This is a genomic window from Enterobacter sp. DNB-S2, assembly GCF_019443845.1.
In the GTDB taxonomy this organism is placed as follows: domain Bacteria; phylum Pseudomonadota; class Gammaproteobacteria; order Enterobacterales; family Enterobacteriaceae; genus Enterobacter; species Enterobacter asburiae_B.
Genome location: NZ_CP050520.1, coordinates 105,641 through 131,589 on the forward strand (window position 1 = coordinate 105,641; position 25,949 = coordinate 131,589).

The window sequence follows — 25,949 nt, forward strand, 5'->3', positions numbered from 1 at the left end:
CCTCAATCCAGACTGTTAAAAGTGGGGAACCAGGTTCGCCTTCTGGATATTACTCAGCGCGAACACTTCATCTTTGCCTTCGACTGTCACCGTGATCATTTCACCATCAACGGCTTTGATAATTCCCTGCCATTTACGGCGGTTCTGTACGGCCATACGCAGAACGAGAGCCACTTCTTCACCGGTAAAGCGCACATAGTGCTCGGCCGTGAACATCGGGCGATCGAGGCCAGGTGAGGAAACTTCCAGGTTGTACGCAACGGTAATCGGGTCTTCAACATCAAGAACCGCACTCACCTGGTGGCTGACATCAGCACAATCATCAACATTAATGCCATCTTCACTATCAATATAGATGCGCAGCGTCGATGTACGGCCGCGAACGAATTCGATGCCGACCAGTTCGTAGCCCAGTGCTTCGACCGGTGCAGTAATCATCTCTGTTAATTTTTGCTCTAATGTGGACAAGCCCACCCCCAAGACATAAAAAAAGGGCGTAAAGCCCAGTTATTCTGTAGTCAGATAACAAAAAACCCCGATAAATCGGGGCTTTAGATAACTGAACCCTATAGCCACAACGGTGGCCTGGAGCACTTTCCGAAAGAATTTTTTCAAATCCAGCTACGAAGGCTCTAAGTCTTCACAGTATATTTGAAAAAGAACTTTATGGGAAAGTGGTTGCGGGGGCCGGATTTGAACCGACGACCTTCGGGTTATGAGCCCGACGAGCTACCAGGCTGCTCCACCCCGCGCCTGAAACGTGGCAAATTCTACGCGTTTTGGACAGAATTTGCAAATAATGCTGGGATTTGGTACCGAAGACGGGACGTAAAATCGGCGTTTAGTATATTGATAGTTGACCCCACCTGTCAACCCAACTTCCGCCAGATCGATTAGACCAAAATTTTTACAAAAAACGCACGACTCTCTTCCGGTCTTCGCCAAAAGATGATTAAATGAATACTCACTTATTTTGCATAAAAATGCACAAGAGAGCGAAAGCGGTCTCTAATCAGTCAATCAAGCAGGGTTTTATTCTATGACGACGATTCTCAAGCATCTTCCGGTAGGACAACGTATTGGCATCGCTTTCTCAGGCGGCCTGGATACCAGCGCTGCACTGCTGTGGATGCGCCAGAAGGGAGCGGTTCCGTACGCCTATACTGCGAACCTGGGTCAGCCGGATGAGGACGACTACGATGCCATTCCTCGTCGCGCTAAAGAGTATGGTGCAGAGAACGCGCGCCTGATTGACTGCCGTAAGCAACTGGTCGCTGAAGGTATCGCGGCTATTCAGTGCGGTGCGTTCCATAACACCACCGGCGGCCTGACCTATTTCAACACTACCCCGCTGGGCCGTGCGGTCACCGGCACCATGCTGGTTGCAGCGATGAAAGAAGACGGCGTGAACATCTGGGGTGACGGTAGCACCTATAAAGGTAACGATATTGAACGTTTCTATCGTTATGGCCTGCTGACCAACGCCGAACTGCAGATCTACAAGCCGTGGCTGGATACCGACTTCATCGACGAACTGGGTGGCCGTCATGAAATGTCCGAGTTTATGATCGCCTGCGGCTTCGACTATAAGATGTCAGTCGAGAAGGCCTACTCCACCGACTCCAACATGCTGGGTGCGACGCACGAAGCGAAAGACCTGGAATTCCTGAACTCCAGCGTGAAGATCGTTAACCCGATCATGGGCGTGAAGTTCTGGGACGAAAACGTCAAAATCCAGGCTGAAGAAGTGACCGTGCGTTTCGAACGCGGCCATCCGGTTGCGCTGAACGGTAAAACCTTCTCTGATGATGTTGAACTAATGCTGGAAGCTAACCGTATTGGTGGTCGTCACGGTCTGGGCATGAGCGATCAGATTGAAAACCGCATCATCGAAGCGAAAAGCCGTGGCATCTATGAAGCCCCGGGAATGGCGCTGCTGCACATCGCTTACGAGCGTCTGCTGACCGGCATTCACAACGAAGACACCATTGAGCAGTATCACTCTCATGGCCGTCAGCTGGGTAAACTGCTGTATCAGGGCCGCTGGTTCGATCCACAGGCGCTGATGCTGCGTGATGCGCTGCAGCGTTGGGTGGCAAGCGCGATCACCGGTGAAGTGACGCTGGAGCTGCGTCGCGGTAACGACTACTCCATCCTGAACACCGTGTCTGACAACCTGACCTATAAAGCAGAGCGTCTGACCATGGAGAAAGGTGAATCCGTGTTCTCACCGGACGATCGTATTGGTCAGCTGACCATGCGTAATCTGGACATCACCGATACCCGCGAGAAGCTGTTCAACTATGTTGAGAATGGCCTGCTCTCCGCCAGTTCAGGTAACGGTCTGCCGCAGGTTGAAAACCTGGAGCACAGCGATAAGAAGTAATCGCTGACGTAACGTGCAAAAGGCGCCCACAGAGCGCCTTTTTTATTTTGATTTTCGTAGGCCCGGTAAGCGCAGCGCCACCGGGCAACATGGCGAGTGGCGCATGCGCTTACCCGCCCTACAAAAGATCGGAGATCTCGCAGTCTACAGACGAAAAAAAAGACGTCTTTCGACGTCTTTCTTCTGGAATATTGGTACCGAGGATGGGACTCGAACCCACAAGCCCGTTAGGGCACTACCACCTCAAGGTAGCGTGTCTACCAATTCCACCACCTCGGTACAGAATACTTAGTGCGGGATATCGCTGGTTGGCTTAGCCGGTGCAGCTGGCTGAGTTTGCTCAGTTTTCGCTGGCGCGCTCAGATTTTCCCACTCGCTTCCTTTGCTGGTCTTGTTGCTGTTGATATTGCCAAGCACAAGGCTGATGATGAAGAACAGCGTAGCCAGAATCGCCGTTGTGCGGGTCATGAAGTTCGCAGAACCACTTGAACCGAACAGCGTACCGGAAGCGCCTGCTCCGAAGGAGGCTCCCATATCAGCGCCTTTACCTTGCTGCAGCATGATCAGCGCTACGAGAGCGATGGCTACAATAAGGAAAATAACTAAAAGAGCTTCGTACATAATCAACCTGTTCCTTGCGGATTTGCCGCATACCAATGCTTCGACCAATTAGCAGGATTTTTGTTTCCCACTGAAGCGGGTGTGAATACTAACCAAAGCGAATGACCTTCGCAAGGGCATTTTTGACGCATTGTATCAACTGCGGAAAAAAACAGCAAAAAGCCATTAATTGCTTAAAACAAAGGCGACAAAAGCCGCCTTTTTATACATTTAGCGTGCACGATTATGCAGCTTTTACAGCATCCGCAATACGGTGTGCAAATTCGGTTACCTGCGCTTCGTCTTCACCTTCCACCATCACGCGGATCAGCGGTTCAGTACCGGACTTACGCAACAGCACACGTCCACGATTGCCCAGGGCCGCTTCAACGTCAGCCATCACCGCTTTAACGTTCTCATTTTCCAGCGGATCGCCTTTACCGGCAGTAAAGCGTACGTTAACCAGGATCTGTGGGAACATTTTCATCCCGCTGCACAGATCGTGCAGGCTCATATGGTTGCGCGCCATCGCGGCAACCACCTGCAGCGCGGCCACGATACCGTCACCGGTAGTAGTTTTGTCGAGCAGGATCACGTGACCCGAGTTTTCTGCGCCGATGCGCCAGCCCTTCTCCTGCAGTTTTTCCAGCACATAGCGGTCACCCACTTTCGCGCGGACAAACGGAATACCGAGCTGTTTCAGCGCCAGTTCCAGGCCCATGTTACTCATCAGCGTGCCCACCGCACCGCCGCGCAGCTGGCCCTGACGCAGGCCCTCACGGGCAATGATGTAGAGGATCTGATCGCCGTCGACCTTGTTACCTTCGTGGTCGACCATGATCACGCGGTCACCGTCGCCGTCCAGGGCAATGCCCAGGTCGGCTTTCTCTGCCAGAACACGCGCCTGCAGGGCACGAACATCAGTTGCCCCCACCTGCTCGTTAATGTTCAGACCATCCGGCTCGCAGCCAATGGTGATGACTTTCGCACCCAGTTCGCGGAAGACATTCGGGGCGATGTGATAGGTCGCGCCATTAGCACAGTCCACCACAATTTTGAGGTGAGCCAGGCTCAGCTCATTCGGGAAGGTACCTTTACAGAATTCGATATAACGGCCCGCCGCATCAACGATACGGTTCGCTTTACCCAGCTCTGCGGAATCTACACAGGTGATCTCTTTTTCCATTTCGGCTTCAATGGCTTCTTCCACGTCATCCGGAAGCTTGGTGCCGTCAATGGAGAAGAATTTAATGCCGTTGTCGTAGAACGGGTTGTGAGAAGCTGAGATGACAATCCCCGCTTCCGCACGGAAAGTGCGCGTCAGATACGCGACAGCAGGCGTTGGCATTGGGCCCGTAAAGGACGCGGACAGTCCAGCCGCCGCCAGACCCGCCTCCAGCGCGGACTCCAGCATATAGCCGGAAATACGGGTGTCTTTACCGATAATGATCTTACGGGAACCATGACGCGCCAGCACTTTGCCAGCAGCCCAGCCGAGCTTCAGGACAAAATCAGGGGTGATGGGAGCATCGCCTACACGCCCACGGATACCATCGGTGCCAAAATACTTACGATTACTCATAGCGTTTGTTTTCCTTCGCTGCCAGTGTGGCTTCCACCACACGCATGGCTTCTACTGTTTCTTTGACGTCATGGACACGAATAATGTGCGCGCCCTGCATCGCCGCAATCACCGCGCAGGACAGGCTGCCGCTCAGGCGTTCGCTCGGCCCCACGTTCAGCAACTGCCCAATCATCGACTTTCTCGACATTCCCACCAGCAGCGGCAGGTCAAAGTGATGGAATTCCGATAAGCGCGCGAGCAACGCATAATTGTGGGAGAGATTTTTACCGAAACCGAACCCCGGGTCGAGCAACAATTTCTCTTTTGGGATACCTGCACGTTCGCAGCGCGCAATATGTTCAATAAAGAAGCGATTCACGTCGGCAAAGACATCATCATACTTCGGTGCTTCCTGCATGGTTTTCGGTTGGCCCTGCATGTGCATCAGGCATACCGGTAACCCGGTCTCTGCCGCAGCTTCAAGTGCGCCGGGCTCAGTGAGCGAGCGAATATCATTGATAATGTGAGCGCCCACTCTAGCCACTTCACGAATCACTTCGGGTTTAGAGGTATCAACGGAGATCCATACTTCAAACCGCTGCGCGATAGCTTCAACCACCGGCACCACGCGCGCCAGCTCTTCTTCCACAGACACGTCAGCCGCACCAGGACGCGTCGATTCGCCGCCCACGTCAATAATGGTGGCACCCGCATTAATCATTAGATTCGCGTGTTTAACCGCCTCGATAAGCGTGTTATGCGTGCCGCCGTCAGAGAAGGAGTCAGGGGTAACATTCAGGATCCCCATCACATGGGGATGTGAAAGATCGAGATGCGAGTCCTGAGCGAATAATTTCATGGCGAAATCCCTGGTATCTATATCGTTAAACAGAAATGAAAAACCCCGGAGCAAGCTCCAGGGTTTGAGGTACAGACAAACGCTTCAACAGCAGTGACTTACTTATCGCCCAACTGTTCTGACATGGTGTTGCCCGGGTTTGGCGTACGCGGTTCATCAACCGGACGCGGCGCACGCGGGGTGCCATTGTTGTCAGAATTATTGGAAGCGCCTGGGTCTTCCCAGCCCGCTGGCGGACGCACTTCACGGCGCGCCATCAGGTCGTCAATCTGCGGTGCATCGATGGTCTCATATTTCATGAGCGCATCTTTCATCGAATGCAGGATGTCCATATTGTCGGTCAGGATCTGGCGTGCACGTGCGTAGTTACGCTCTACCAGAGATTTTACTTCCTGGTCGATGATACGAGCCGTCTCATCGGACATATGTTTCGCTTTAGCCACAGAACGGCCGAGGAATACTTCACCCTCTTCCTCTGCATACAGCAGCGGACCGAGTTTGTCGGAGAAGCCCCACTGCGTCACCATGTTACGCGCCAGGTTTGTCGCAACTTTAATGTCGTTGGACGCACCGGTAGAAACATGTTCCACACCGTAGATAATCTCTTCTGCCAGTCGACCGCCGTACAGGGTCGAAATCTGGCTTTCCAGCTTCTGACGGCTGGCGCTGATCGCGTCGCCTTCAGGCAGGAAGAAAGTCACACCCAGCGCACGACCGCGCGGAATAATCGTCACTTTATGCACCGGATCGTGTTCCGGCACGAGGCGACCGATAATCGCGTGACCCGCTTCGTGGTATGCCGTGGACTCTTTCTGCGCTTCCGTCATCACCATGGAGCGACGTTCCGCACCCATCATGATTTTGTCTTTCGCTTTCTCAAACTCCACCATCGACACGACGCGCTTGTTACCGCGAGCGGCAAACAGAGCAGCTTCGTTGACCAGGTTCGCCAGGTCAGCACCGGAGAAGCCCGGGGTGCCGCGCGCAATGATTGCCGCGTCGATATCTGGCGCAAGCGGTACGCGACGCATGTGAACTTTCAGAATCTGTTCACGACCGCGAACGTCCGGCAGACCCACAACAACCTGACGGTCGAAACGGCCTGGACGCAGCAGCGCGGGGTCAAGTACGTCCGGACGGTTAGTCGCCGCGATAACGATGATACCTTCGTTACCTTCGAAGCCGTCCATCTCAACCAGCATCTGGTTCAGCGTCTGTTCACGTTCATCATGACCACCGCCCAGGCCCGCGCCACGCTGGCGGCCTACGGCGTCGATTTCATCGATGAAGATAATGCACGGTGCTGCCTTCTTGGCCTGCTCGAACATGTCACGCACACGAGATGCGCCGACACCCACGAACATTTCAACGAAGTCAGAACCTGAAATAGTAAAGAACGGCACCTTCGCTTCACCCGCGATGGCTTTCGCCAGCAGGGTTTTACCGGTACCCGGAGGGCCAACCATCAGCACGCCTTTCGGGATCTTACCGCCCAGCTTCTGGAAACGGCTCGGTTCACGCAGGTATTCAACCAGTTCACCCACCTCTTCTTTCGCTTCGTCACAACCGGCGACGTCAGCGAAGGTGGTCTTGATCTGGTCTTCCGTCAGCATACGCGCCTTGCTCTTACCGAACGACATGGCACCTTTGCCACCGCCGCCCTGCATCTGGCGCATAAAGAAGATCCAGACGCCGATAAGAAGCAGCATCGGGAACCAGGAAATGAAGATAGAAGCCAGCAGGCTTGGTTCTTCTGGCGGCTCACCTACCACCTTGACGTTTTTGGTCAGAAGGTTATCAAGCAGCTTAGGATCGTTCACCGGGATGTAAGTCGTGTAACGGTTACTATCTTTCTTGGTAACGTTGATCTCACGTCCGTTGATACGCGCTTCGCGAACCTGGTCCTGATTGACCTCCTGCAGGAAGGTAGAATAATCCACCTTGCGGCCATTCGACTCGCTGGGCCCAAAGCTCTGGAATACTGACATCAGCACAACGGCAATGACCAGCCAGAGTATTAGGTTTTTCGCCATGTCACTCAAGGGATTAACCTCATATTACAACTGTGTTAAAAACAGCGTCAGGATACTCTATATCCAGTTTCATTCAAACTTTCGCCTGAAATCTACCGGTTATCATTTTCGCCCGGTCGCTACAATATACACTTCTCGGGAACGGGCCCGGGAAGAGTCCGGCTTACGAACTTTAACCTTCGCAAACAGGGAGCGAATTTCCTTAAGATACTCCTCGAAACCTTCGCCCTGAAACACCTTCACAACAAAACTACCACCAGGCGCTAGTACATCACGACACATTTCTAACGCTAGCTCCACCAGATACATGGCGCGGGGGATATCCACCGCCGGTGTTCCGCACATATTTGGTGCCATATCAGACATGACAACCTGGACCTTACTGTCACCTACACGATCAAGTAACGCTTTCAGCACTAATTCATCACGAAAGTCACCCTGAAGGAAGTCGACACCGACGATGGGATCCATTGGTAAAAGATCGCACGCGATGATTCGGCCCGTTCCGCCGATCTGCGTTACCGCATACTGGGACCATCCGCCAGGTGCCGCACCGAGGTCAACAACCGTCATCCCCGGCTTAAAAAGTTTGTCACTTTGCTGTATTTCATCAAGTTTAAACCAGGCACGGGAACGCAACCCCTTTTTCTGTGCCTGTTGAACATATTTATCGCTAAAGTGTTCCTGAAGCCAGCGGCTGGAGCTGGCAGAACGCTTTTTACCTGTCATTTAACATTTCCGTCCTGGTTCATCGTTACCTGCCTGTGACGTAAATTTCTACGCAGCTATTTGGCGATATAAGGGAGATGGCGGTAGAATGAACCGTTTTCAATCCCAACGTAAGCAAAAATATACGATGAATCTGAGTACTAAACAAAAACAGCACCTTAAAGGTCTGGCACATCCGCTCAAGCCTGTAGTCATGCTTGGCAACAATGGTTTGACCGAAGGGGTGCTTGCCGAGATTGAACAAGCGCTGGAACACCACGAGCTGATCAAGGTGAAAATCGCCTCTGAAGACAGAGACACTAAAAACCTGATCGTGGAAGCCATCGTGCGCGAAACCGGCGCCTGTAATGTACAGGTCATCGGTAAAACGCTGGTGCTCTACCGCCCATCTAAAGAGCGTAAAATCTCGCTGCCACGCTAAGGATATCCTGAATCAAACACATTTTCTGTGTGAAACGAGGGATTTCTGTCAGCAGGCGAGCAAAATGCCATGCTCCTTGAGTTGATAAAAGGCCGCTATGCGGCCTTTTTCTTTTCTTTACAATGTATCAACATCTTAGTAGAGAAGCGAATTACAGGTATTCAACCTTAATAATTTCGTATTCCACTTCACCGCCAGGGGTGCGAATGGTGACAACATCGTCCTGCTCTTTGCCAATCAGGCCGCGAGCAATCGGGGAGTTCACTGAAATCAGGTTCTGTTTGAAGTCTGCTTCATCATCACCCACGATGCGATAGGTCTGCTCTTCGTCGTTGTCCAGGTTCAGGACGGTAACGGTAGAACCAAAGATCACACGCCCGTTGTTAGGCATTTTGGTGATATCGATAACCTGTGCATTGGACAGTTTTGCTTCGATATCTTTAATACGCCCTTCGCAGAAGCCCTGCTGCTCACGCGCGGCGTGGTATTCAGCGTTCTCTTTCAGGTCGCCATGCTCGCGCGCATCCGCGATAGCGGCGATGATTTCAGGACGACGCACGGATTTCAGGAAATCCAGCTCTTCGCGCAGTTTTTCGGCACCACGTAAGGTCATCGGAATAGCTTGCATTTGTTATACCTCTTAAACATTCCTGTTGGGAGCAGTGTTCCCTGCTCCTGCCCCCCTAAGCGGGCAAGAAGCAAAAAGAAAACCGACCCGGGAGCAATGCCCCAGGTCAGCAGCAATTTTTCAATTTGATATGCATTTTACCGCGAAGTTCACTATGGGTCATCGTTTACTTTGCAGTGCCATGCACCGTAGTATGACGGTTTGTTTTCGGGTTGTTAGCGCGAGATTATGCGATTTTCCAGATTTATCATCGGATTGACTACCAGTATAACGTTCACCGCCCAGGCCGCGAATGTTGATGAGTACATTAATCAGCTCCCCGCAGGCGCGAACCTTGCCCTGATGGTGCAGAAGGTTGGCGCACAGGCTCCCGAGATTGACTATCACAGTCAACAGATGGCGCTGCCTGCCAGTACCCAAAAGGTGATCACTGCCCTCGCCGCCCTGCTCCAGCTCGGGCCTGACTTCCGTTTTACGACCACACTCGAGACCAAAGGTAACGTCGAGGGTGGCGCACTGAAAGGCGATCTTATCGCCCGTTTTGGCGGCGATCCGACCTTTAAGCGCCAGGATATCCGCAATATGGTTGCGGTACTGAAAAAATCTGGCGTGCAGAAAATTGATGGCAATGTACTGATCGACACGTCCATCTTTGCCAGCCACGATAAAGCCCCAGGCTGGCCGTGGAACGACATGACCCAATGTTTCAGCGCCCCGCCCGCCGCCGCGATTGTTGACCGTAACTGCTTCTCGGTTTCGCTTTACAGCGCGCCAAAGCCAGATGATTTAGCGTTTATCCGCATCGCGTCCTACTACCCGGTCACAATGTTTAGCCAGGTCCGCACGCTGGCGAAAGGCTCCCCGGATGCGCAATATTGTGAGCTGGACGTCGTGCCGGGCGATCTTAACCGCTTCACGCTTACTGGCTGCCTGACGCAGCGCGCCGATCCGCTGCCGCTGGCTTTTGCGATACAGGATGGTGCAAGCTACGCGGGTGCCATTCTGAAAGATGAGCTGAAACAAGCGGGCATAACCTACACCGGCACGCTGCTTCGCCAGACGCAGGTCAACCAGCCCGGCACGGTCATCGCCAGCAAACAGTCTCCTCCGCTGCACGATTTACTGCGAATCATGCTGAAAAAGTCGGACAACATGATTGCCGACACCGTGTTCCGCATGATTGGCCACGCGCGTTTCGGCGTGCCGGGAACCTGGCGCGCGGGTTCAGACGCCGTTCGTCAGATCCTGCGCCAGCAGGCCGGGATCGAGCTGGGTAATACCATCGCCGTCGATGGCTCAGGATTATCGCGTCATAATTTGATCTCTCCGGCCACGATGATGCAGGTGCTTCAGTACATTGCACAGCATGACACTGAGCTAAACTTTATTTCAATGCTGCCGCTGGCCGGGCATGACGGTTCGCTGCAGTATCGCGCCGGGCTTCACGCTGCCGGCGTGGATGGCAAAGTATCCGCTAAGACAGGCTCGCTGCAGGGGGTTTACAACCTTGCAGGCTTCATCACTACCGCCAGCGGACAACGCATGGCATTCGTGCAGTATCTTTCCGGCTATGCCGTCGAACCGACCGACCAGCGCAATCGCCGTATTCCGCTTGTTCGCTTCGAAAGCAGGCTTTATAAGGACATCTACCAGAATAACTAGCGATGAAACTACTCATAGTTGAAGACGATCTGTTATTGCAGGAAGGGCTGGCGCTGGGGCTGGCCAATGAAGGGTATGCCCTCGACTGTGCTGGCACCGCAGCGGAGGCGGACGCCCTGATCCAGAGCGGCGAATACAGTCTGGTGATCCTCGATTTGGGCTTGCCTGATAAAGACGGCGCCACGCTGCTCAGCCAGTGGCGACGCCGCGGTATCGCCAACCCGGTGTTGATCCTGACGGCACGCGATGCCATTGAGGATCGCATCACCGGCCTCGATGCAGGCGCAGATGATTACCTGGTGAAGCCTTTTGCGCTTGCGGAGCTGCAGGCGCGTGTGCGGGCGTTGATTCGCCGCTATCAGGGCCATAGCGATAACTTACTCACCGACGGCGATATTACGCTGAATCTGCAAACCCAGCAGGTACTGCGCCGGGACCAGGCGGTAGAGGTGACGCCAAAAGAGTTCGCCCTGCTTACGCGTCTGATCATGCGCAGCGGACAAACGGTGCACAGAGAGACGCTCCAGCAGGATATCTACTCCTGGCAGGACGATCCTGGGTCAAATACCCTGGAAGTTCACATCCATAACCTGCGTCGCAAGCTCGGCAAGGACAGAATCAAAACCGTCCGTGGCGTTGGCTATCGCCTTGAGAGCCAGAAATGAACAGCATGCGTCGGCGTTTAATGGTGCTGTTGGCGGTCATTCTCTTATTTTTCCAGCTGATAAGCGTCATCTGGCTATGGCATGAAAGCCGCGAGCAGATAGGTTTTCTGGTGAATGAAACGCTGTCGGCAAAAGCCCGTAATAACCATGTCGAAAAAGAGATCCGCGAGGCGATTGCTTCCCTTCTCGTCCCTTCTCTGGTGATGGTAGGCTTTACGCTGTTTTTCTCTTTCTGGGCAGTCACCTGGATAACCCGACCGCTGAATAAACTGCGTGATAGCCTGGCTAACCGTTCGGCAGATAACTTAACTCCGCTTCCTATGTATTCCGACATGGAAGAAATCGGCGCGGTGACAACCTCCCTGAATCAGCTGCTCGCCCGGCTGGACAATACCATTCAGCAGGAGCGTCTCTTCACCGCTGACGCCGCGCACGAGCTTCGAACGCCCCTTGCCGGTATCCGGCTTCATCTGGAGCTTATGGCGCAGTCAGGCGCATCACAGGCCGCGACGTTAATTAGCCGTATCGATCAGCTCATGCATACCGTTGAGCAACTGCTGATGCTGGCCCGTGCCGGACAGGCAATGGCCAGCGGCCACTACGAAACCGCGAGCTGGACGGAAAATATCATTGAACCTCTCGGTCTGGGCCATGAAGCCAAAGAGCATACGGTGATTTGGCCCGCTAAAAGCGCGCTTACGGTTCAGGGAGACGCCGTGCTCCTGCGTCTGATGCTGCGCAACCTGCTGGAGAATGCCGGGCGCTACAGCCCGGCAGGGACAACGATTACAGTGACATTAACCGGGGTGGACGGGGGGACGCAGATCAGCGTGATCGATCAGGGGCCCGGTATTGATGACGCGCACCGACAGTCAATTACCGAGCCATTCCGCCGTCTTGACCAGCGCTACGGTGGCAGCGGTCTGGGCCTGAGTATCGTGCAGCGCATCGTGCAGCTCCACCACGGCAGGTTGACGCTTGAGAATGGCGCTGAAGGTGGTTTGATCGCCAGCTGCTGGCTGCCCGCAACGCTGGAATAAAAAAAGCCCCCATAATGGGGGCTTTGGACAGATATTAGTGCTTGTAGATGAACTCGACGCCTTCTTCGTCGTCTTCATCCCAGTCATCGTCCCAGTCTTCATCATCCTCTTCCGCTTCCAGCTCTTCGAGCTGCTGGCGGTGGTAGTCATCCCACATGAATTCGACTTTTTCAGGCTGTTTCGCTTCTTCCGCCTGAACAATTGGGTTCTCAATGATGAAGGTCATCACATCCCAGCACAGATCTTTCACGCCAACCTGGCTTGCCGCAGAGATCAGGTAGTATTTATCTTCCCAACCCATTGCTTCAGCAATCGCTTTAGCTTTCGCTTCCGCTTCGGCTTTGTCCATCAGGTCGATCTTGTTGAAGACCAGCCAGCGTGGTTTATTCGCCAGTTTTTCGCTGTATTTTTCCAACTCACCGATGATGATGCGGGCGTTTTCAACCGGATCGGAACCGTCGATAGGATCGATATCGATAAGGTGCAGCAGCACGCGGCAACGCTCAAGGTGTTTCAGGAAGCGAATACCCAGACCCGCGCCTTCCGCAGCGCCTTCAATCAGACCCGGAATATCGGCAACCACAAAGCTCTTCTCGTTATCCATACGGACAACGCCCAGGCTTGGTACCAGCGTGGTAAACGGATAGTCCGCCACTTTTGGTTTCGCCGCAGAAACCGCGCGAATGAACGTCGATTTACCGGCGTTTGGCATACCCAGCATGCCCACGTCTGCCAGAAGCATCAGCTCCAGCTGCAGATCGCGCTTATCGCCCGGCGTACCCATCGTTTTCTGACGCGGAGTACGGTTAACGGAGGATTTGAAACGGCTGTTACCCAGACCGTGCCAGCCGCCTTTAGCCACCATCAGGCGCTGACCGTGTTTGGTCATGTCACCCATGGTTTCACCGGTTCCCTGGTCAATCACACGCGTACCGACCGGAACTTTAATGGTGACGTCTTTACCGCGTTTCCCGGTACAGTCACGGCTCTGGCCGTTCTGGCCACGTTCAGCGCGGAAGGATTTTTCGAAACGGTAGTCGATCAGCGTGTTGAGGTTCTCATCCGCCTCCAGCCACACGTCACCACCATCCCCACCGTCGCCGCCGTCAGGACCACCACGTGGGATATACTTTTCACGGCGGAAGCTCACGCAACCATTGCCGCCATCACCAGCCACGACCAGGATCGTCGCTTCATCAACAAACTTCATTTTACTCTCCGTAACTCATTCGCCTGAGCGGGGGACTACTACAACCGCTTCATTTTTGCGCCAACGTCCCCAAAGACGATGACCAATGGCGGAATACATCGCGCCCGCAACCACGACAAACGCACCGAGATAACCCAACAGGTTGAGCATCGGTCTGACGAAGACATCGGGCCAGGCCATTGATAACAAATCTGAAAATAACAGCGTAAACAGCGGAGTAAGCGTAATTAACGCGCTCACCTGTGCCGCCTGCCAGCGCGCCATCGCTTCGGCCAGCGCGCCATAACCGACCAGCGTGTTCAGCCCACAAAAAATGAGGCACGCCAGTTGCCAGTCGCTAAGCTGGGAAATCACACCCGGCTTGGCTAATGGCAGCAATGCTATTGTACACAAAGTGTACAGCAAAAAGAGGATCTGCTGTGAGGCAAGACGACGCAATAACACCTTTTGCGCGACGCCATAGCTCACCCAGACCGTTGCCGCCCCCACACCGAAAATTACACCCCATGTGTAATCCGTCAGGCGGGTGAAAATCTCAATCAGACTGGTGTTGAAGAACATCACCAGACCGCACAGCAGCATGCTCGCCCCGATAATCTGCGTACCGCGCATTTTCTCCTTGAGGATAAAGACGCTGGCGACCATCATGCCCACCGGTGAAAGCTGACCTATCACCTGCGACGCCGTGGGGCTGAGATATTGCAGGGAAGAGCTGAACAGGATGAAGTTACCGAACAGACCGCCCGTCGCGATAGCCAGCAATACCAGCCAGCGCGGTTTGCGGAAGAGCCGCAAGGGTGGAAGCTTACCTTTGATAGCCAGAATGGCCCCGAGGCCGATGCTTGCCATCAGAAAGCGATAAAAGACCACCGTAGGCGGCTCCATCACTTCCAGTACCTGCTTCATTGCAATTGGCAGCGCACCCCAGCACATTGCGGTAGTGAGCGCCAAAAGAATACCAATGCCGGCCTGCTGCTTCATGCCCGTTTTCCCTACAGAAAAAATTACCGGGTTTCCAATGTAAAAAGCCCCGCAACAGGTTGCGGGGCTTTAATCCGTTACCGGACCGAGAAAACCTTACTCAGCAACGATGCTGATGTATTTACGGTTGTTCGGGCCTTTAACTTCAAATTTCACTTTACCGTCTGCTTTAGCAAACAGAGTGTGGTCACGACCGCAACCTACGTTGTTGCCAGCGTGGAATTTGGTACCACGTTGACGAACGATGATGCTACCCGCCAGAACGGATTCGCCACCGAAACGCTTAACGCCAAGGCGTTTAGCTTCTGAATCGCGACCGTTACGTGTGGAGCCGCCAGCCTTTTTATGTGCCATTTAAATCTCTCCTCAGGTCTTAGGCGCTGATGCCAGTAATTTTCACATCAGTGAACCACTGACGGTGGCCCTGCTGCTTACGGTAGTGCTTACGACGACGAAACTTAACGATTTTAACTTTCTCGCCACGACCGTGTGCAACAACTTCAGCTTTGATAACGCCGCCATCAACGAAAGGAACGCCGATTTTGACTTCTTCACCGTTTGCGATCATCAGAACTTCTGCGAACTCAACAGATTCGCCAGTTGCGATGTCCAGCTTTTCCAGGCGAACGGTCTGACCTTCGCTTACTCGGTGTTGTTTACCACCACTTTGGAAAACCGCGTACATATAAACTCCGCTTCCGCGCACGTCCTCGTATGAATCAGAGTGCGCTATAAATATTCACAATAGGGCGCGAATATTACGCAAAACGCGAGCCTTTGACAAGTGCTACCGTCAATACATGAAGAAAAAAAACACAACACGTACGGTAACGTTTATCTGTGCCGTTTTTTCAGTACAATCAGCACTACTATTGATAAACCGAAACCCTTCGTTACCCCATTGAAGATGGGATCAACAGGATAAAAAGCCCGGCTTTTGCGATGAATTTAGAAAAAATCAACGAGTTAACCGCGCAAGATATGGCGGGTGTGAATGCAGCAATCCTGGAGCAACTCAACTCTGACGTTCAGCTGATCAATCAGTTGGGCTATTACATCGTCAGCGGCGGCGGTAAACGCATTCGTCCGATGATTGCCATTCTGGCTGCCAGAGCCGTTGGCTATCAGGGAAATGCTCACATCACTATCGCAGCGCTCATCGAATTTATTCACACGGCGACGCTTCTGCATGACGATGTTGTGGATGAATCGGATATGCGTCGTGGCAAAGCCACGGCAAACGCCGCTTTCGGAAACGCAGCCAGCGTCCTGGTGGGGGATTTTATCTATACCCGCGCCTTCCAGATGATGACCAGCCTGGGCTCCCTGAAAGTGCTGGAAGTGATGTCCGAAGCCGTAAACGTCATTGCTGAAGGCGAAGTGCTGCAGCTGATGAACGTCAACGACCCTGATATCACCGAAGAAAACTACATGCGCGTCATCTACAGCAAAACGGCGCGCCTGTTTGAAGCGGCTGCCCAGTGTTCCGGCATTCTGGCCGACTGTACTGAAGCCCAGGAAAAAGGCCTGCAGGACTATGGCCGCTATCTGGGTACGGCCTTCCAGCTGATTGATGATTTGCTGGACTACAGTGCGGACGGCGAGACGCTCGGTAAAAACGTGGGCGATGACCTGAACGAAGGTAAACCCACCCTGCCGCTGCTTCATGCTATGCGCAACGGAACAGCCGACCAGGCGAAAATGATCCGTGAAGCGATTGAGCAGGGAAATGGCCGCCATCTTCTGGAACCTGTACTGGAAACTATGGCTATCTGCGGATCGCTGGAATGGACGCGTCAGCGCGCGGAAGAAGAAGCCGACAAAGCCATCGAAGCGCTTCAGGTCATTCCAGACAGTCCGTGGCGCGAGGCACTGATTGGTCTTGCCCACATCGCCGTTCAGCGCGACCGTTAATCCCCTTGTTTCTCCCCGCAGCGATAGCGGGGAGATTCCAGTACACACCTGTAAATTCCGTGTTCATGTAAATTCATCGGTTTAGAGACCGCATGAATAAAGCCGTGTCTTATTCTGAATATCCCTTCAAGTAACGCGAACTTTTTAGAACAAGAAGTTGAAATGGGTATAGTAACCGCGTCGTTTCAGAAGAAACGGCGTAGGTGAATCCGAACTTAAGGACGGCGTTATGGATACGAAATTTATCGACTGGCACACGGCTGATATTATTGCCGCGCTGCGCAAAAGAGGCACTTCACTGGCAGCAGAGTCCCGCCGCCATGGACTGAGTTCTTCCACTCTGGCAAACGCCCTCACCCGCCCCTGGCCCAAGGGAGAATTAATTATCGCGACGGCGCTGGATACGCATCCGTGGGTAATTTGGCCTTCGCGCTATCACGATCCCATTACCCATGAATTTATCGACAGATCGCGCATGATTCGCCAGAGAAAGGTAAAAAGAGAACCGCAGGAATAACGCATTTTTGACAGGAACAGCAACCCCCCGGTCATTGCTGGCAGGGGGCTGCCGGAACGATTACTCGCCCTTCACACGCTCGATGTTGGCACCCAGCGCGCGCAGTTTATCTTCGATACGCTCATAACCACGATCGATGTGATAGATACGATCCACGATCGTTGTACCTTCCGCGATACAACCCGCCAGCACCAGGCTTGCAGACGCACGCAGATCGGTTGCCATCACCTGAGCACCTGACAGTTTCTCAACGCCGTGGCAAATCACGGTATTACTTTCGATCTCAGCATGCGCGCCCATACGGATCAGCTCCGGTACGTGCATAAAGCGGTTCTCGAAAATGGTTTCTGTGATGAAGCCAGTGCCTTCGGCAACCAGGTTCAACAGGGTGAACTGTGCCTGCATGTCCGTAGGGAACGCCGGATGCGGCGCCGTACGCACATTGACCGCTTTTGGACGCTGACCGTGCATATCGAGGCTGATCCAGTCTTCACCGATTTCGATATCCGCACCCGCATCGCGCAGTTTCGCCAGCACCGCATCCAGGGTATCTGGCTGCGCGTTGCGACAAACAATCTTCCCGCCAGAAATCGCCGCAGCGACCAGGAAGGTACCGGTTTCGATACGGTCCGGCAGAACGCGATAGACACCACCGCCCAGACGCTCAACGCCTTCGATGGTGATACGGTCGGTACCCTGACCGGAAATCTTCGCCCCCAGCGCCACGAGGAAGTTGGCGGTATCCACAATCTCCGGTTCGCGCGCGGCGTTTTCGATGATGGTGGTACCTTCTGCCAGCGTCGCCGCAGACATAATGGTGACCGTTGCGCCCACGCTCACTTTGTCCATGACGATGTGCGCGCCTTTCAGACGACCATTAACGGACGCTTTAACGTAACCTTCTTCCAGCTTGATCTCGGCGCCCAGTTTTTCCAGACCGAAGATGTGCAGGTCAACCGGACGCGCACCGATGGCGCAACCGCCCGGCAGAGAGACCTGACCCTGACCAAAACGCGCCACCAGCGGGCCAAGCGCCCAGATGGATGCACGCATGGTTTTCACCAGATCGTAAGGGGCTGAGAAGTTATTCACCTTGCTGGCGTCAATCCAGACGGAACCGTTACGCTCAACTTTCGTGCCCAGCTGGGTGAGCAGCTTCATGGTGGTGTCGATATCTTTCAGCTTCGGTACGTTCTGAATTTCTACCGGCTCTTCAGCCAGCAGCGCAGCAAAGAGGATTGGCAGCGCGGCGTTTTTAGCGCCAGAAATTGTGACTTCGCCCTGGAGACGCGTTGGTCCCTGTACACGAAATTTATCCATTGTGTGCTCTCTTATAAATTCAACCGTGCTGCGGGCCTGTCGCCCTCAGCTCAAAAACCGTTTAGTTTGCGATCGCGTGCCCACTCTTGCGGGGTGAACGCTTTAATCGACAGGGCGTGGATGCGGTTATCCGCAATATATTCCATCAGCGGCGCGTACACAGCCTGCTGTTTCTTCACGCGGCTCATACCGTCGAACATCTCACCCACAGCAATAACCTGGAAGTGACTGCCATCGCCAGTGACGTGGGCTTCCTGAAGGGAGAGTGCATTCATCAGCACTGTCTGGATTTCATGATTTTCCATGGGCTCTTAATCATCTGATAGTGAAAACAAGCCCAACATCTTAGAGCAAAGTGGCGTTGTCTTAAACAAGCAAAAAGCCCCGACGATGAAACAGTCAGGGCTTTCGGAAGTAACGCACTGAAAATATTAACGAGGCAGTACGTCCTGAGGGAGATTGTAGAGCTGCGCAAGGGTCACGACATTATCGCTCGCGCCGTGAAGCGTGACGCTTGTCCCCTGCTTTTTCCCCACGGCAATCAGATGGGCAAGCAGCGCAACACCTGCCGTATCTACCCGCGTGACGTCGGTTAAGTCGATAAGCGTCACGCCCTGCATCGCTTCGTGGCGTTTGTCCCACAGTGGGTTCAGCAGATCCTGATCCAGTTCACCGGACAGCTTTAATGTCTCGCCTTCACGCGACCAGCTGAGTTGCTGTGACATTACTTCTTCTCATCCAGAGTAATTTTCTGGCGAGAGATAGACTGCAGCTGAGCGGTCAGGCCATCAATGCCTTTGGTGCGCAGCAGGTCGCTCCATTCGTTCTGTTTGGTGGTGATCATGCTTACCCCTTCGGCAATCATGTCATACGCCTGCCAGTGACCGGTCTGGCTGTTTTTACGCCACTGGAAATCCAGACGAACCGGCGGACGACCGTTAGGATCGATGATCGTCACACGGATAGGGACGATGGTCGCATCGCCCAGCGGCTGCTCAGGCGCAATCTGATAGGTCTGGCCGTGGTACATCGCCAGCGCCTGGCCATAAGCCTGTTTCAGGTATTCACGAAACGCGGCAAAGTAGGCATCACGCTGCGCAGGGGTCGCGTCTTTGTAATAACGTCCCAGCACCAGCGCACCCGCATATTTAATCTGCACGTACGGCAGCAGCTCCTGGTCAACGACGTCACGCAGATAATCAGGATTAGCACGAATTTTAGGCTGTTCGTTTTTAAGACGGTCGAATGTCTTCTTCGCCGCTTCGTCCATCAGTTTGTACGGGTTACTCTGATCCGCAGCGTGGGCGGCGGTTAGAGGGGCGATGACCAGCATGGCAACCATTAACAGTCGTTTAAACATGAATGACTTCTCCTGATATTAATTCGCAGCACCTGGCGTCGGTGCGACGTCGGTATGATCTTCGCTCTGCGCAGGGGCAGCGTCGGATTTTTTCTCATCCCCTTTACTGTTGTAAAGGAACTGACCAATCATATCCTCCAGAACCATCGCGGATTTCGTATCCTGAATGACGCTACCGTCTTTAAGGATAGTCGTTCCCAGCTCGGGATCTTCAAAGCCAACGTTAAGCGCCAGATATTGTTCGCCCAGCAGGCCGGAAGTACGGATAGAAAGGGAACTGGTGTCCGGGATATGGTTGTAACGCTCTTCGATATCCATCGCGACGCGGGGCAGATAGGTTTTCTCATCCAGCGTAATGTCAGATACGCGTCCGATCACCACGCCGCCGATGCGGACCGGTGAACGCGCCTTCAGCCCGCCGATGTTATCGAAGGTGGCATAGATGCGGTACGTCGGCTCGGTGCGTACAGACGTGATATCCGCCGCTCTCAGGCAGATAAACAGCGCGGCCAGCAGCGCCAGCAGCAGGAATACACCGACCCAAATTTCATTTTTTCTCGTTTGCATGAACTCAATTCCCAAACATCAGTGCGGTGAGCACAAAATCCAGACCCAGTACGGCCAGCGACGAATGTACGACTGTACGTGTAGTTGCGCGGCTAATGCCCGCCGACGTCGGGATGGCATCGTAACCATTGAACAATGCAATCCAGGTGACCGTAATGGCAAATACCACGCTTTTAATCAGGCAGTTAACCAGATCCATTCGCAGGTCGATGGCGTCCTGCATCGCGGACCAGAAGAAACCGGCATCAATGCCTTTCCAGTGCACACCAACCAGCGAACCGCCCCAGATACCCACGGCGACAAACAGAATAGTCAGTAACGGTAAAGAGATCACCCCAGCCCAGAAACGCGGCGAGATCACGCGACGCAGCGGATCGACCGCCATCATCTCCATGCTGGAGAGCTGCTCGGTCGCACGCATCAGGCCAATTTCAGCCGTTAATGCCGACCCCGCGCGCCCGGCGAACAGCAGCGCCGCCACAACCGGCCCCAGCTCGCGCAGCAGCGAGAGCGCCACCAGCATCCCGAGGCTGGTTTCCGCACTGTAGGTTGTCAGAACCAGATAGCCCTGCAGCCCAAGCACCATACCGATAAACAGACCGGAGACAATGATGATGAGCATCGACAGCACGCCGACATTATAAAGCTGCCGCACCAGCAGCGGTGCGTGCTTACGGAATTCCGGCTTGCCGACCAGCGCGTTGAATAACATCAATCCGGCACGCCCGAACGTCCTGATGGTTTTTATGCCACGGTGTCCGAGAGCGGCCAACGCATTTAACAGCATGAGTGGCTTAACTCCCTATTCCCAGTAAATCGTCACGATAGTCGCCCGCCGGGTAGCGGAACGGCACAGGGCCATCGGCAATACCGTCAAGGAACTGCCGCACGCGCGGATCGCAATTTTCCTGCAGCGCCTGAGCGCTACCGTGTGCGACGATCTTTTTGTCCGCCACAATATAGGCGTAATCGGCAATGCTCAATACTTCCGGTACATCGTGAGATACCACAATGCAGGTGACGCCAAGCGCGCTGTTCAGTTCAGAGATGAGCTTCACCAGCACGCCCATCGTGATGGGATCCTGTCCAACAAACGGTTCGTCGAACATGATTAAATCAGGTTCTAATGCAATGGCGCGTGCCAGCGCGGCGCGGCGCGCCATCCCGCCGGACAGCTCCGAAGGCATCAGCTTTGCGGCGCCCCGCAAACCGACGGCCTCAAGCTTCATCATCACCGTGCTTTTCAGCAGTTCTGGCGGCAGGCTGGTATGCTCACGCAGCGGATAGGCCACGTTATCAAAGACATTCATGTCGGTGAACAAGGCTCCCGACTGAAAGAGCATGCTCATGCGTTTGCGGACAGTATACAGACGCGAGCGTGACATCTCCGGGATGTTTTCGCCATCAAAGAGGATTTCACCGCTATCAGGTGGGATCTGCCCACCAATAAGGCGCAGCAGGGTCGTTTTACCGATCCCGGACGGCCCCATGATGGCAGTGATTTTGCCACGCGGTACGGTCAACGAAATATCATCAAATATCAATCTGTTGGCGCGAGAAAAACTCACGCCGCGAACATCGACTAAATTCGCCATCGTTTGGCTCATTTATGGTTCCTTTATTACCCTGCTCACGTTAAGGCATGCCGCCTGAATCAGCCCTCAACTCCGCATTTTTACAGAATAATAGCCGTTGAGGTTAGCGAAAGCTGGCATTTGTTTTACTTTTCCGGCGCATAAAGTCAAAATTAGGAATTCGTTACGCCTCAGACTGTATGCAGTCCAGCCATTCCCGTGCGATGGACCGACGAGTATACCTGAAGAAAGGACTTTTGATGCTTTTAGCAACAGCACTGTTAATAATTGGTTTACTTTTGGTGGTCTACAGTGCTGACCGTTTAGTGTTTGCCGCATCTATCCTGTGTCGCCTGACGGGCGTACCGCCTGTCGTCATCGGGATGACCGTGGTGAGTGTTGGAACGTCACTTCCTGAAATCATCGTCTCTGTCTCGGCATCGCTGCATGGTCAGTTAGACCTGGCAGTAGGTACCGCGATTGGCTCCAACATCGTCAATATACTCTTGATTTTGGGCCTGGCCGCACTGCTCCATCCATTTCGCGTGCATTCTGATGTTCTGCGCCGTGAATTGCCGCTAATGTTAATCGTAAGCCTGCTGGCAGGCTGCGTATTTTACGATGGTGTTCTGAGCTACAGCGACGGCATTTTCCTGCTGGCGCTGGCCGTCATCTGGCTGCTGTATAGTGTTAAAATCGCCCGTCTGGCTGAGAAGCAGGGTCAGGATAGCCTCACGCGGGAGCAGGTCGCCGAACTGCCGCGAGAAGGTACGCTGCCTGTTGCCCTCCTCTGGCTTGGCATTGCGCTGATCATCATGCCGATGGCAACGCGCATGGTCGTGGATAACGCGACCGTGCTGGCGAACTATTTCGCCATCAGTGAACTGACCATTGGCCTGACGGTGATTGCCATCGGCACCAGCCTGCCGGAGCTGGCCACGGCCATTGCGGGGGCACGGAAAGGTGAGGATGACATTGCCATTGGTAATATCATCGGTTCCAACATATTTAATATCGCCATTGTGATGGGCCTGCCGGCCCTGATTACGCCAGGGCCCTTTAATCCCCTGGCGTTCTCACGCGACTACGGCGTGATGTTATTGGTCAGCGTGATATTTGCCCTGCTCTGCTGGCGGCGGCAACGACAGATCGGCAAAGGCGCAGGCGCGCTGCTGACGGGTGGATTTATCGTATGGATGGCGATGCTGTACTGGCTCTCGCCTCTTCTCTCTGGGTAAACGGAAACGCATTATGTCGCAAATAGAATTGCAGCCGGGTTTTGACTTTCAGAAAGCAGGCAAAGAGGTTCTGGAGATTGAACGTGAAGGTCTGGCGCAGTTAGATCGGTACATTAATCAGGATTTTAGTCTGGCATGTGAGAAGATGTTCTACTGTGCCGGCAAAGTCGTGGTGATGGGGATGGGTAAGTCCGGCCACATTGGACGCAAAATGGCGGCAACGTTTGCCAGTACCGGAACCTCTTCCTTCTTTGTACATCCGGGGGAAGCCGCGCACGGTGACCTGGGTATGGTCACGCCGCAGGATATCGTCATCGCGCTGTCCAACTCCGGGGAGTCCAATGAAATTCTGGCGCTGATCCCGGTACTGAAGCGACTGCAGGTGCCGCTTATTTGCATGACCAGCCGTCCGGAAAGCAGCATGGCGCGGGCAGCCGATATTCACCTGTGCGTGAAAGTGCCCAAGGAGGCCTGTCCGCTCGGCCTGGCGCCGACGTCCAGCACCACCGCCGCACTGGTGATGGGTGATGCGCTTGCCGTCGCGCTGCTCGAAGCCCGCGGTTTTACGCCGGAAGATTTCGCGCTTTCCCACCCGGGCGGCGCGCTGGGGCGCAAGCTTCTGCTTCGGGTAAACGATATTATGCACACCGGGGATGAGATCCCTCACGTCAGTAAAGAAGCCTCCCTGCGTGATGCGCTGCTGGAAATCACCCGTAAGAATCTGGGTATGACGGTCGTGTGCGACGATCTGATGAAAATTCAGGGGATCTTCACCGATGGCGACCTGCGCCGCGTGTTCGACATGGGTGTAGATGTCCGCACGCTCGGCATTGCCGATGTGATGACGCCGGGCGGTATCCGCGTCCGTCCGGGTACGCTGGCCGTGGATGTGCTGAACCTGATGCAGTCCCGCCACATTACCTCAGTGATGGTTGCCGATGGCGACCAGTTGCTGGGTGTGGTACATATGCATGATCTGCTGCGCGCAGGCGTAGTGTAATGAAGGATAAGACAATGAGTAATGCGGGTGCATCCCTTGCAACCTGTTATGGACCGGTCAGTACCCAGATGATGGCAAAGGCGGAAAACATTCGTCTGCTCATCCTGGACGTGGATGGCGTACTTTCCGATGGCCTGATTTACATGGGCAATAATGGTGAAGAGCTGAAAGCGTTTAACGTTCGCGACGGCTACGGTATCCGCTGCGCGCTCACCTCGGGTATTGAGGTGGCTATTATCACCGGGCGAAAAGCTAAACTGGTAGAAGACCGCTGTGAAACCTTAGGAATTACCCATCTGTATCAGGGTCAATCCGATAAGATGGCGGCGTTTAAGGATTTACTGGGTAAACTGGCTATCGCGCCGGAAAACGTAGCCTACGTCGGGGACGATCTGATTGACTGGCCCGTGATGGCTGAAGTCGGGCTGAGCATCGCCGTTGCCGATGCGCATCCGCTGCTGATCCCGCGCGCTGACTACGTTACCCACATCAACGGGGGCCGTGGTGCCGTACGTGAAGTCTGCGATCTGCTTTTGCTGGCGCAGGGCAAGCTTGATGAGGCCAAAGGGCAATCGATATGAGTAAAACCAGACGCTGGATTATCATTTTGCTTTCGCTTGTCGCACTGGTATTGATTGGCGTGAACCTTGCCGATCGCGACGATCCGCAAACGGAAGTGGTCAACAATAACGATCCAACCTATAAAAGCGATCACAGCGACACCGTGGTCTACAGCCCGGAAGGCGCGCTGAACTATCGCCTGATTGCCCAGCATGTTGAATATTTTTCAGATGACGGTATTTCGTGGTTTACCCAACCTGTCATGACCACATTTGATAAGGACAAAGTGCCGACGTGGTCAATTAAGTCAGATCGGGCAAAACTGACAAATGACCGTATGCTTTATCTGTATGGCCACGTTGAAGTCAACGCCCTGACCGCTGACTCGCAACTGCGAAAAATTACGACGGATAATGCCCAAATTAACCTGGTAACCCAGGACGTGACCTCGCAGGATCTGGTCACACTGTATGGCACAACATTTAATTCCAGCGGTTTGAGAATGCGCGGGAACTTACGCAGCAAGAACGCCGAGCTGATTGAAAAGGTTAGAACCTCCTATGAAATTCAAAACAAACAAACTCAGCCTTAAAGTAATTATCGCCAGCGCGATGCTGGCGACCAGTCTCCCCGCGCTTGCTGTAACGGGCGATACCGACCAACCGATCCATATCGAGTCTGATACCCAGTCTCTCGATATGCAGGGCAACGTCGTCACCTTCACGGGTAACGTCGTCATGACTCAGGGCACCATCAAAATTAACGCCGACAAAGTGGTCGTGACCCGTCCGGGTGGCGAGCAGGGCAAAGAGATCATTGATGGTTACGGCAACCCGGCCACCTTCTACCAGATGCAGGATAACGGCAAGCCGGTGAAAGGCCGCGCCTCGCATATGCACTATGAGCTGGCGAAGGACCTGGTCATCCTGACCGGAAACGCGTATCTGGAACAGCTGGACAGCAACATTACCGGCGACCAGATCACCTATCTGGTGAAAGAGCAAAAAATGCAGGCCTCCAGCGAGAAAGGCAAACGCGTCACGACCGTCCTGGTTCCGTCGCAGCTGCAGGACAAAGGCAAAGGCCAGGCCCCGGCACAGAAGAAGAGTAACTAATTCGT

At 53.9% G+C, this 25,949-nt stretch carries 30 protein-coding genes and 2 tRNA genes; 12 read left to right on the forward strand and 20 right to left on the reverse strand.

Annotation, left to right across the window (positions count from 1 at the left end):
- Positions 1-15 precede the first annotated feature (15 nt).
- Together rimP and HB664_RS00565 are read right to left on the reverse strand one after the other, a co-directional pair.
- Positions 16-468, reverse strand: a complete 453-nt coding sequence (gene rimP, locus HB664_RS00560) for a ribosome maturation factor RimP (protein WP_014833432.1) — start codon at positions 466-468, stop codon at positions 16-18.
- Positions 469-675: 207 nt separating this feature from the next.
- Positions 676-752 (reverse strand) — tRNA-Met (locus HB664_RS00565).
- A gap of 287 nt (positions 753-1,039) precedes the next feature.
- Here HB664_RS00565 and argG point away from each other — a divergent pair.
- A complete protein-coding gene (gene argG / locus HB664_RS00570) occupies positions 1,040-2,386 on the forward strand; it encodes an argininosuccinate synthase (RefSeq protein ID WP_024906366.1) in 1,347 nt (448 codons plus the stop codon).
- Between the two features lie 192 nt (positions 2,387-2,578).
- Here argG and HB664_RS00575 read toward each other — a convergent pair.
- The 6 genes from HB664_RS00575 to rlmE all read right to left on the reverse strand — a co-directional run bounded on the left by HB664_RS00575 (position 2,579) and on the right by rlmE (position 8,171).
- Positions 2,579-2,665 (reverse strand) — tRNA-Leu (locus HB664_RS00575).
- 9 nt (positions 2,666-2,674) lie between these two features.
- Positions 2,675-3,007 carry a preprotein translocase subunit SecG gene (gene secG, locus HB664_RS00580; protein ID WP_023333590.1) on the reverse strand — a complete coding sequence of 111 codons (333 nt, stop codon included), beginning with the start codon at positions 3,005-3,007 and terminating at the stop codon, positions 2,675-2,677.
- Positions 3,008-3,230: 223 nt separating this feature from the next.
- On the reverse strand, positions 3,231-4,568 hold the full coding sequence (glmM, locus tag HB664_RS00585; protein ID WP_023309339.1) for a phosphoglucosamine mutase: 1,338 nt from the start codon (positions 4,566-4,568) through the stop codon (positions 3,231-3,233).
- The gene (gene folP, locus HB664_RS00590) at positions 4,561-5,409 is read right to left on the reverse strand and encodes a dihydropteroate synthase (protein WP_048981192.1); all 849 of its coding nucleotides are present in this window, start codon (positions 5,407-5,409) and stop codon (positions 4,561-4,563) included. Before folP ends, glmM begins: the two co-directional genes overlap by 8 nt.
- A 98-nt stretch (positions 5,410-5,507) precedes the next feature.
- Positions 5,508-7,442 (reverse strand): ATP-dependent zinc metalloprotease FtsH, encoded by a 1,935-nt coding sequence (gene ftsH / locus HB664_RS00595; RefSeq protein WP_029739626.1) that lies wholly within the window; start codon positions 7,440-7,442, stop codon positions 5,508-5,510.
- 102 nt (positions 7,443-7,544) lie between these two features.
- Positions 7,545-8,171, reverse strand: coding sequence for a 23S rRNA (uridine(2552)-2'-O)-methyltransferase RlmE (gene rlmE, locus HB664_RS00600; RefSeq protein ID WP_003861812.1), 627 nt, complete (start codon positions 8,169-8,171; stop codon positions 7,545-7,547).
- A 127-nt stretch (positions 8,172-8,298) separates the two neighbouring features.
- On the opposite strand from rlmE, the gene yhbY reads away from it, so the two are divergent.
- Positions 8,299-8,592, forward strand: coding sequence for a ribosome assembly RNA-binding protein YhbY (yhbY, locus tag HB664_RS00605; protein WP_003861814.1), 294 nt, complete (start codon positions 8,299-8,301; stop codon positions 8,590-8,592).
- A 151-nt stretch (positions 8,593-8,743) separates the two neighbouring features.
- On the opposite strand, the gene greA is transcribed toward yhbY, so the two are convergent.
- Positions 8,744-9,220 carry a transcription elongation factor GreA gene (gene greA, locus HB664_RS00610; RefSeq protein WP_014171793.1) on the reverse strand — a complete coding sequence of 159 codons (477 nt, stop codon included), beginning with the start codon at positions 9,218-9,220 and terminating at the stop codon, positions 8,744-8,746.
- 228 nt (positions 9,221-9,448) lie between these two features.
- Between greA and dacB the strand changes: the two genes are divergently transcribed.
- The 3 genes from dacB to pmrB are packed head-to-tail and all read left to right on the forward strand — an operon-like array spanning position 9,449 to position 12,587.
- Positions 9,449-10,882, forward strand: coding sequence for a serine-type D-Ala-D-Ala carboxypeptidase (dacB, locus tag HB664_RS00615; RefSeq protein ID WP_033146743.1), 1,434 nt, complete (start codon positions 9,449-9,451; stop codon positions 10,880-10,882).
- Positions 10,883-10,884: 2 nt separating this feature from the next.
- A complete protein-coding gene (gene pmrA / locus HB664_RS00620) occupies positions 10,885-11,547 on the forward strand; it encodes a two-component system response regulator PmrA (protein ID WP_033146744.1) in 663 nt (220 codons plus the stop codon).
- Positions 11,544-12,587 (forward strand): two-component system sensor histidine kinase PmrB, encoded by a 1,044-nt coding sequence (gene pmrB / locus HB664_RS00625; RefSeq protein WP_219940268.1) that lies wholly within the window; start codon positions 11,544-11,546, stop codon positions 12,585-12,587. Before pmrA ends, pmrB begins: the two co-directional genes overlap by 4 nt.
- Positions 12,588-12,621: 34 nt before the next feature.
- Here pmrB and cgtA read toward each other — a convergent pair whose 3' ends face one another.
- The 4 genes from cgtA to rplU form a co-directional block, all read right to left on the reverse strand.
- Positions 12,622-13,797 carry an Obg family GTPase CgtA gene (cgtA, locus tag HB664_RS00630; protein WP_023333597.1) on the reverse strand — a complete coding sequence of 392 codons (1,176 nt, stop codon included), beginning with the start codon at positions 13,795-13,797 and terminating at the stop codon, positions 12,622-12,624.
- A gap of 15 nt (positions 13,798-13,812) precedes the next feature.
- Entirely contained in the window at positions 13,813-14,778 is a 966-nt protein-coding gene (locus tag HB664_RS00635; protein ID WP_023309346.1) for a DMT family transporter, read from the reverse strand.
- A 96-nt stretch (positions 14,779-14,874) separates the two neighbouring features.
- Positions 14,875-15,132: a 50S ribosomal protein L27 gene (gene rpmA / locus HB664_RS00640; protein WP_004385076.1), complete on the reverse strand. Its 258-nt coding sequence runs from the start codon at positions 15,130-15,132 to the stop codon at positions 14,875-14,877.
- A gap of 19 nt (positions 15,133-15,151) precedes the next feature.
- A complete protein-coding gene (rplU, locus tag HB664_RS00645; protein WP_003025032.1) occupies positions 15,152-15,463 on the reverse strand; it encodes a 50S ribosomal protein L21 in 312 nt (103 codons plus the stop codon).
- Positions 15,464-15,720: 257 nt separating this feature from the next.
- On the opposite strand from rplU, the gene ispB reads away from it, so the two are divergent.
- Both ispB and sfsB read left to right on the forward strand, forming a co-directional pair.
- Positions 15,721-16,692 carry an octaprenyl diphosphate synthase gene (gene ispB, locus HB664_RS00650; protein WP_024906360.1) on the forward strand — a complete coding sequence of 324 codons (972 nt, stop codon included), beginning with the start codon at positions 15,721-15,723 and terminating at the stop codon, positions 16,690-16,692.
- A 229-nt stretch (positions 16,693-16,921) separates the two neighbouring features.
- Positions 16,922-17,209, forward strand: coding sequence for a DNA-binding transcriptional regulator SfsB (gene sfsB, locus HB664_RS00655; RefSeq protein WP_023309348.1), 288 nt, complete (start codon positions 16,922-16,924; stop codon positions 17,207-17,209).
- Positions 17,210-17,269: 60 nt separating this feature from the next.
- Here the strand turns inward: sfsB and murA are convergent, their stop codons facing one another.
- The 7 genes from murA to mlaF all read right to left on the reverse strand — a co-directional run bounded on the left by murA (position 17,270) and on the right by mlaF (position 22,063).
- Positions 17,270-18,529 carry a UDP-N-acetylglucosamine 1-carboxyvinyltransferase gene (murA, locus tag HB664_RS00660; protein ID WP_023309349.1) on the reverse strand — a complete coding sequence of 420 codons (1,260 nt, stop codon included), beginning with the start codon at positions 18,527-18,529 and terminating at the stop codon, positions 17,270-17,272.
- 50 nt (positions 18,530-18,579) lie between these two features.
- The gene (gene ibaG, locus HB664_RS00665; RefSeq protein ID WP_008501458.1) at positions 18,580-18,834 is read right to left on the reverse strand and encodes a BolA family iron metabolism protein IbaG; all 255 of its coding nucleotides are present in this window, start codon (positions 18,832-18,834) and stop codon (positions 18,580-18,582) included.
- A gap of 126 nt (positions 18,835-18,960) precedes the next feature.
- Positions 18,961-19,254 (reverse strand): lipid asymmetry maintenance protein MlaB, encoded by a 294-nt coding sequence (gene mlaB, locus HB664_RS00670; RefSeq protein ID WP_023309350.1) that lies wholly within the window; start codon positions 19,252-19,254, stop codon positions 18,961-18,963.
- Positions 19,254-19,889, reverse strand: a complete 636-nt coding sequence (mlaC, locus tag HB664_RS00675) for a phospholipid-binding protein MlaC (RefSeq protein WP_033146748.1) — start codon at positions 19,887-19,889, stop codon at positions 19,254-19,256. The genes mlaB and mlaC overlap by 1 nt, the downstream gene beginning before the upstream one ends.
- Before the next feature lie 18 nt (positions 19,890-19,907).
- Positions 19,908-20,456, reverse strand: coding sequence for an outer membrane lipid asymmetry maintenance protein MlaD (gene mlaD / locus HB664_RS00680; RefSeq protein WP_033147081.1), 549 nt, complete (start codon positions 20,454-20,456; stop codon positions 19,908-19,910).
- A 4-nt stretch (positions 20,457-20,460) separates the two neighbouring features.
- Positions 20,461-21,243 carry a lipid asymmetry maintenance ABC transporter permease subunit MlaE gene (gene mlaE / locus HB664_RS00685; RefSeq protein ID WP_010436044.1) on the reverse strand — a complete coding sequence of 261 codons (783 nt, stop codon included), beginning with the start codon at positions 21,241-21,243 and terminating at the stop codon, positions 20,461-20,463.
- Positions 21,244-21,250: 7 nt separating this feature from the next.
- Positions 21,251-22,063 carry a phospholipid ABC transporter ATP-binding protein MlaF gene (gene mlaF / locus HB664_RS00690; RefSeq protein ID WP_024906354.1) on the reverse strand — a complete coding sequence of 271 codons (813 nt, stop codon included), beginning with the start codon at positions 22,061-22,063 and terminating at the stop codon, positions 21,251-21,253.
- A 227-nt stretch (positions 22,064-22,290) separates the two neighbouring features.
- On the opposite strand from mlaF, the gene HB664_RS00695 reads away from it, so the two are divergent.
- The 5 genes from HB664_RS00695 to lptA are packed head-to-tail and all read left to right on the forward strand — an operon-like array spanning position 22,291 to position 25,944.
- Positions 22,291-23,268, forward strand: coding sequence for a calcium/sodium antiporter (locus tag HB664_RS00695; protein WP_182382750.1), 978 nt, complete (start codon positions 22,291-22,293; stop codon positions 23,266-23,268).
- Positions 23,269-23,281: 13 nt separating this feature from the next.
- Positions 23,282-24,268 (forward strand): arabinose-5-phosphate isomerase KdsD, encoded by a 987-nt coding sequence (gene kdsD, locus HB664_RS00700; protein WP_032659705.1) that lies wholly within the window; start codon positions 23,282-23,284, stop codon positions 24,266-24,268.
- A gap of 14 nt (positions 24,269-24,282) precedes the next feature.
- Positions 24,283-24,849 (forward strand): 3-deoxy-manno-octulosonate-8-phosphatase KdsC, encoded by a 567-nt coding sequence (gene kdsC, locus HB664_RS00705; protein ID WP_023309356.1) that lies wholly within the window; start codon positions 24,283-24,285, stop codon positions 24,847-24,849.
- Positions 24,846-25,421 carry an LPS export ABC transporter periplasmic protein LptC gene (gene lptC, locus HB664_RS00710; RefSeq protein WP_033146749.1) on the forward strand — a complete coding sequence of 192 codons (576 nt, stop codon included), beginning with the start codon at positions 24,846-24,848 and terminating at the stop codon, positions 25,419-25,421. The genes kdsC and lptC overlap by 4 nt, the downstream gene beginning before the upstream one ends.
- Positions 25,390-25,944, forward strand: coding sequence for a lipopolysaccharide ABC transporter substrate-binding protein LptA (gene lptA, locus HB664_RS00715; protein ID WP_033146750.1), 555 nt, complete (start codon positions 25,390-25,392; stop codon positions 25,942-25,944). Before lptC ends, lptA begins: the two co-directional genes overlap by 32 nt.
- Positions 25,945-25,949: the final 5 nt, after the last annotated feature.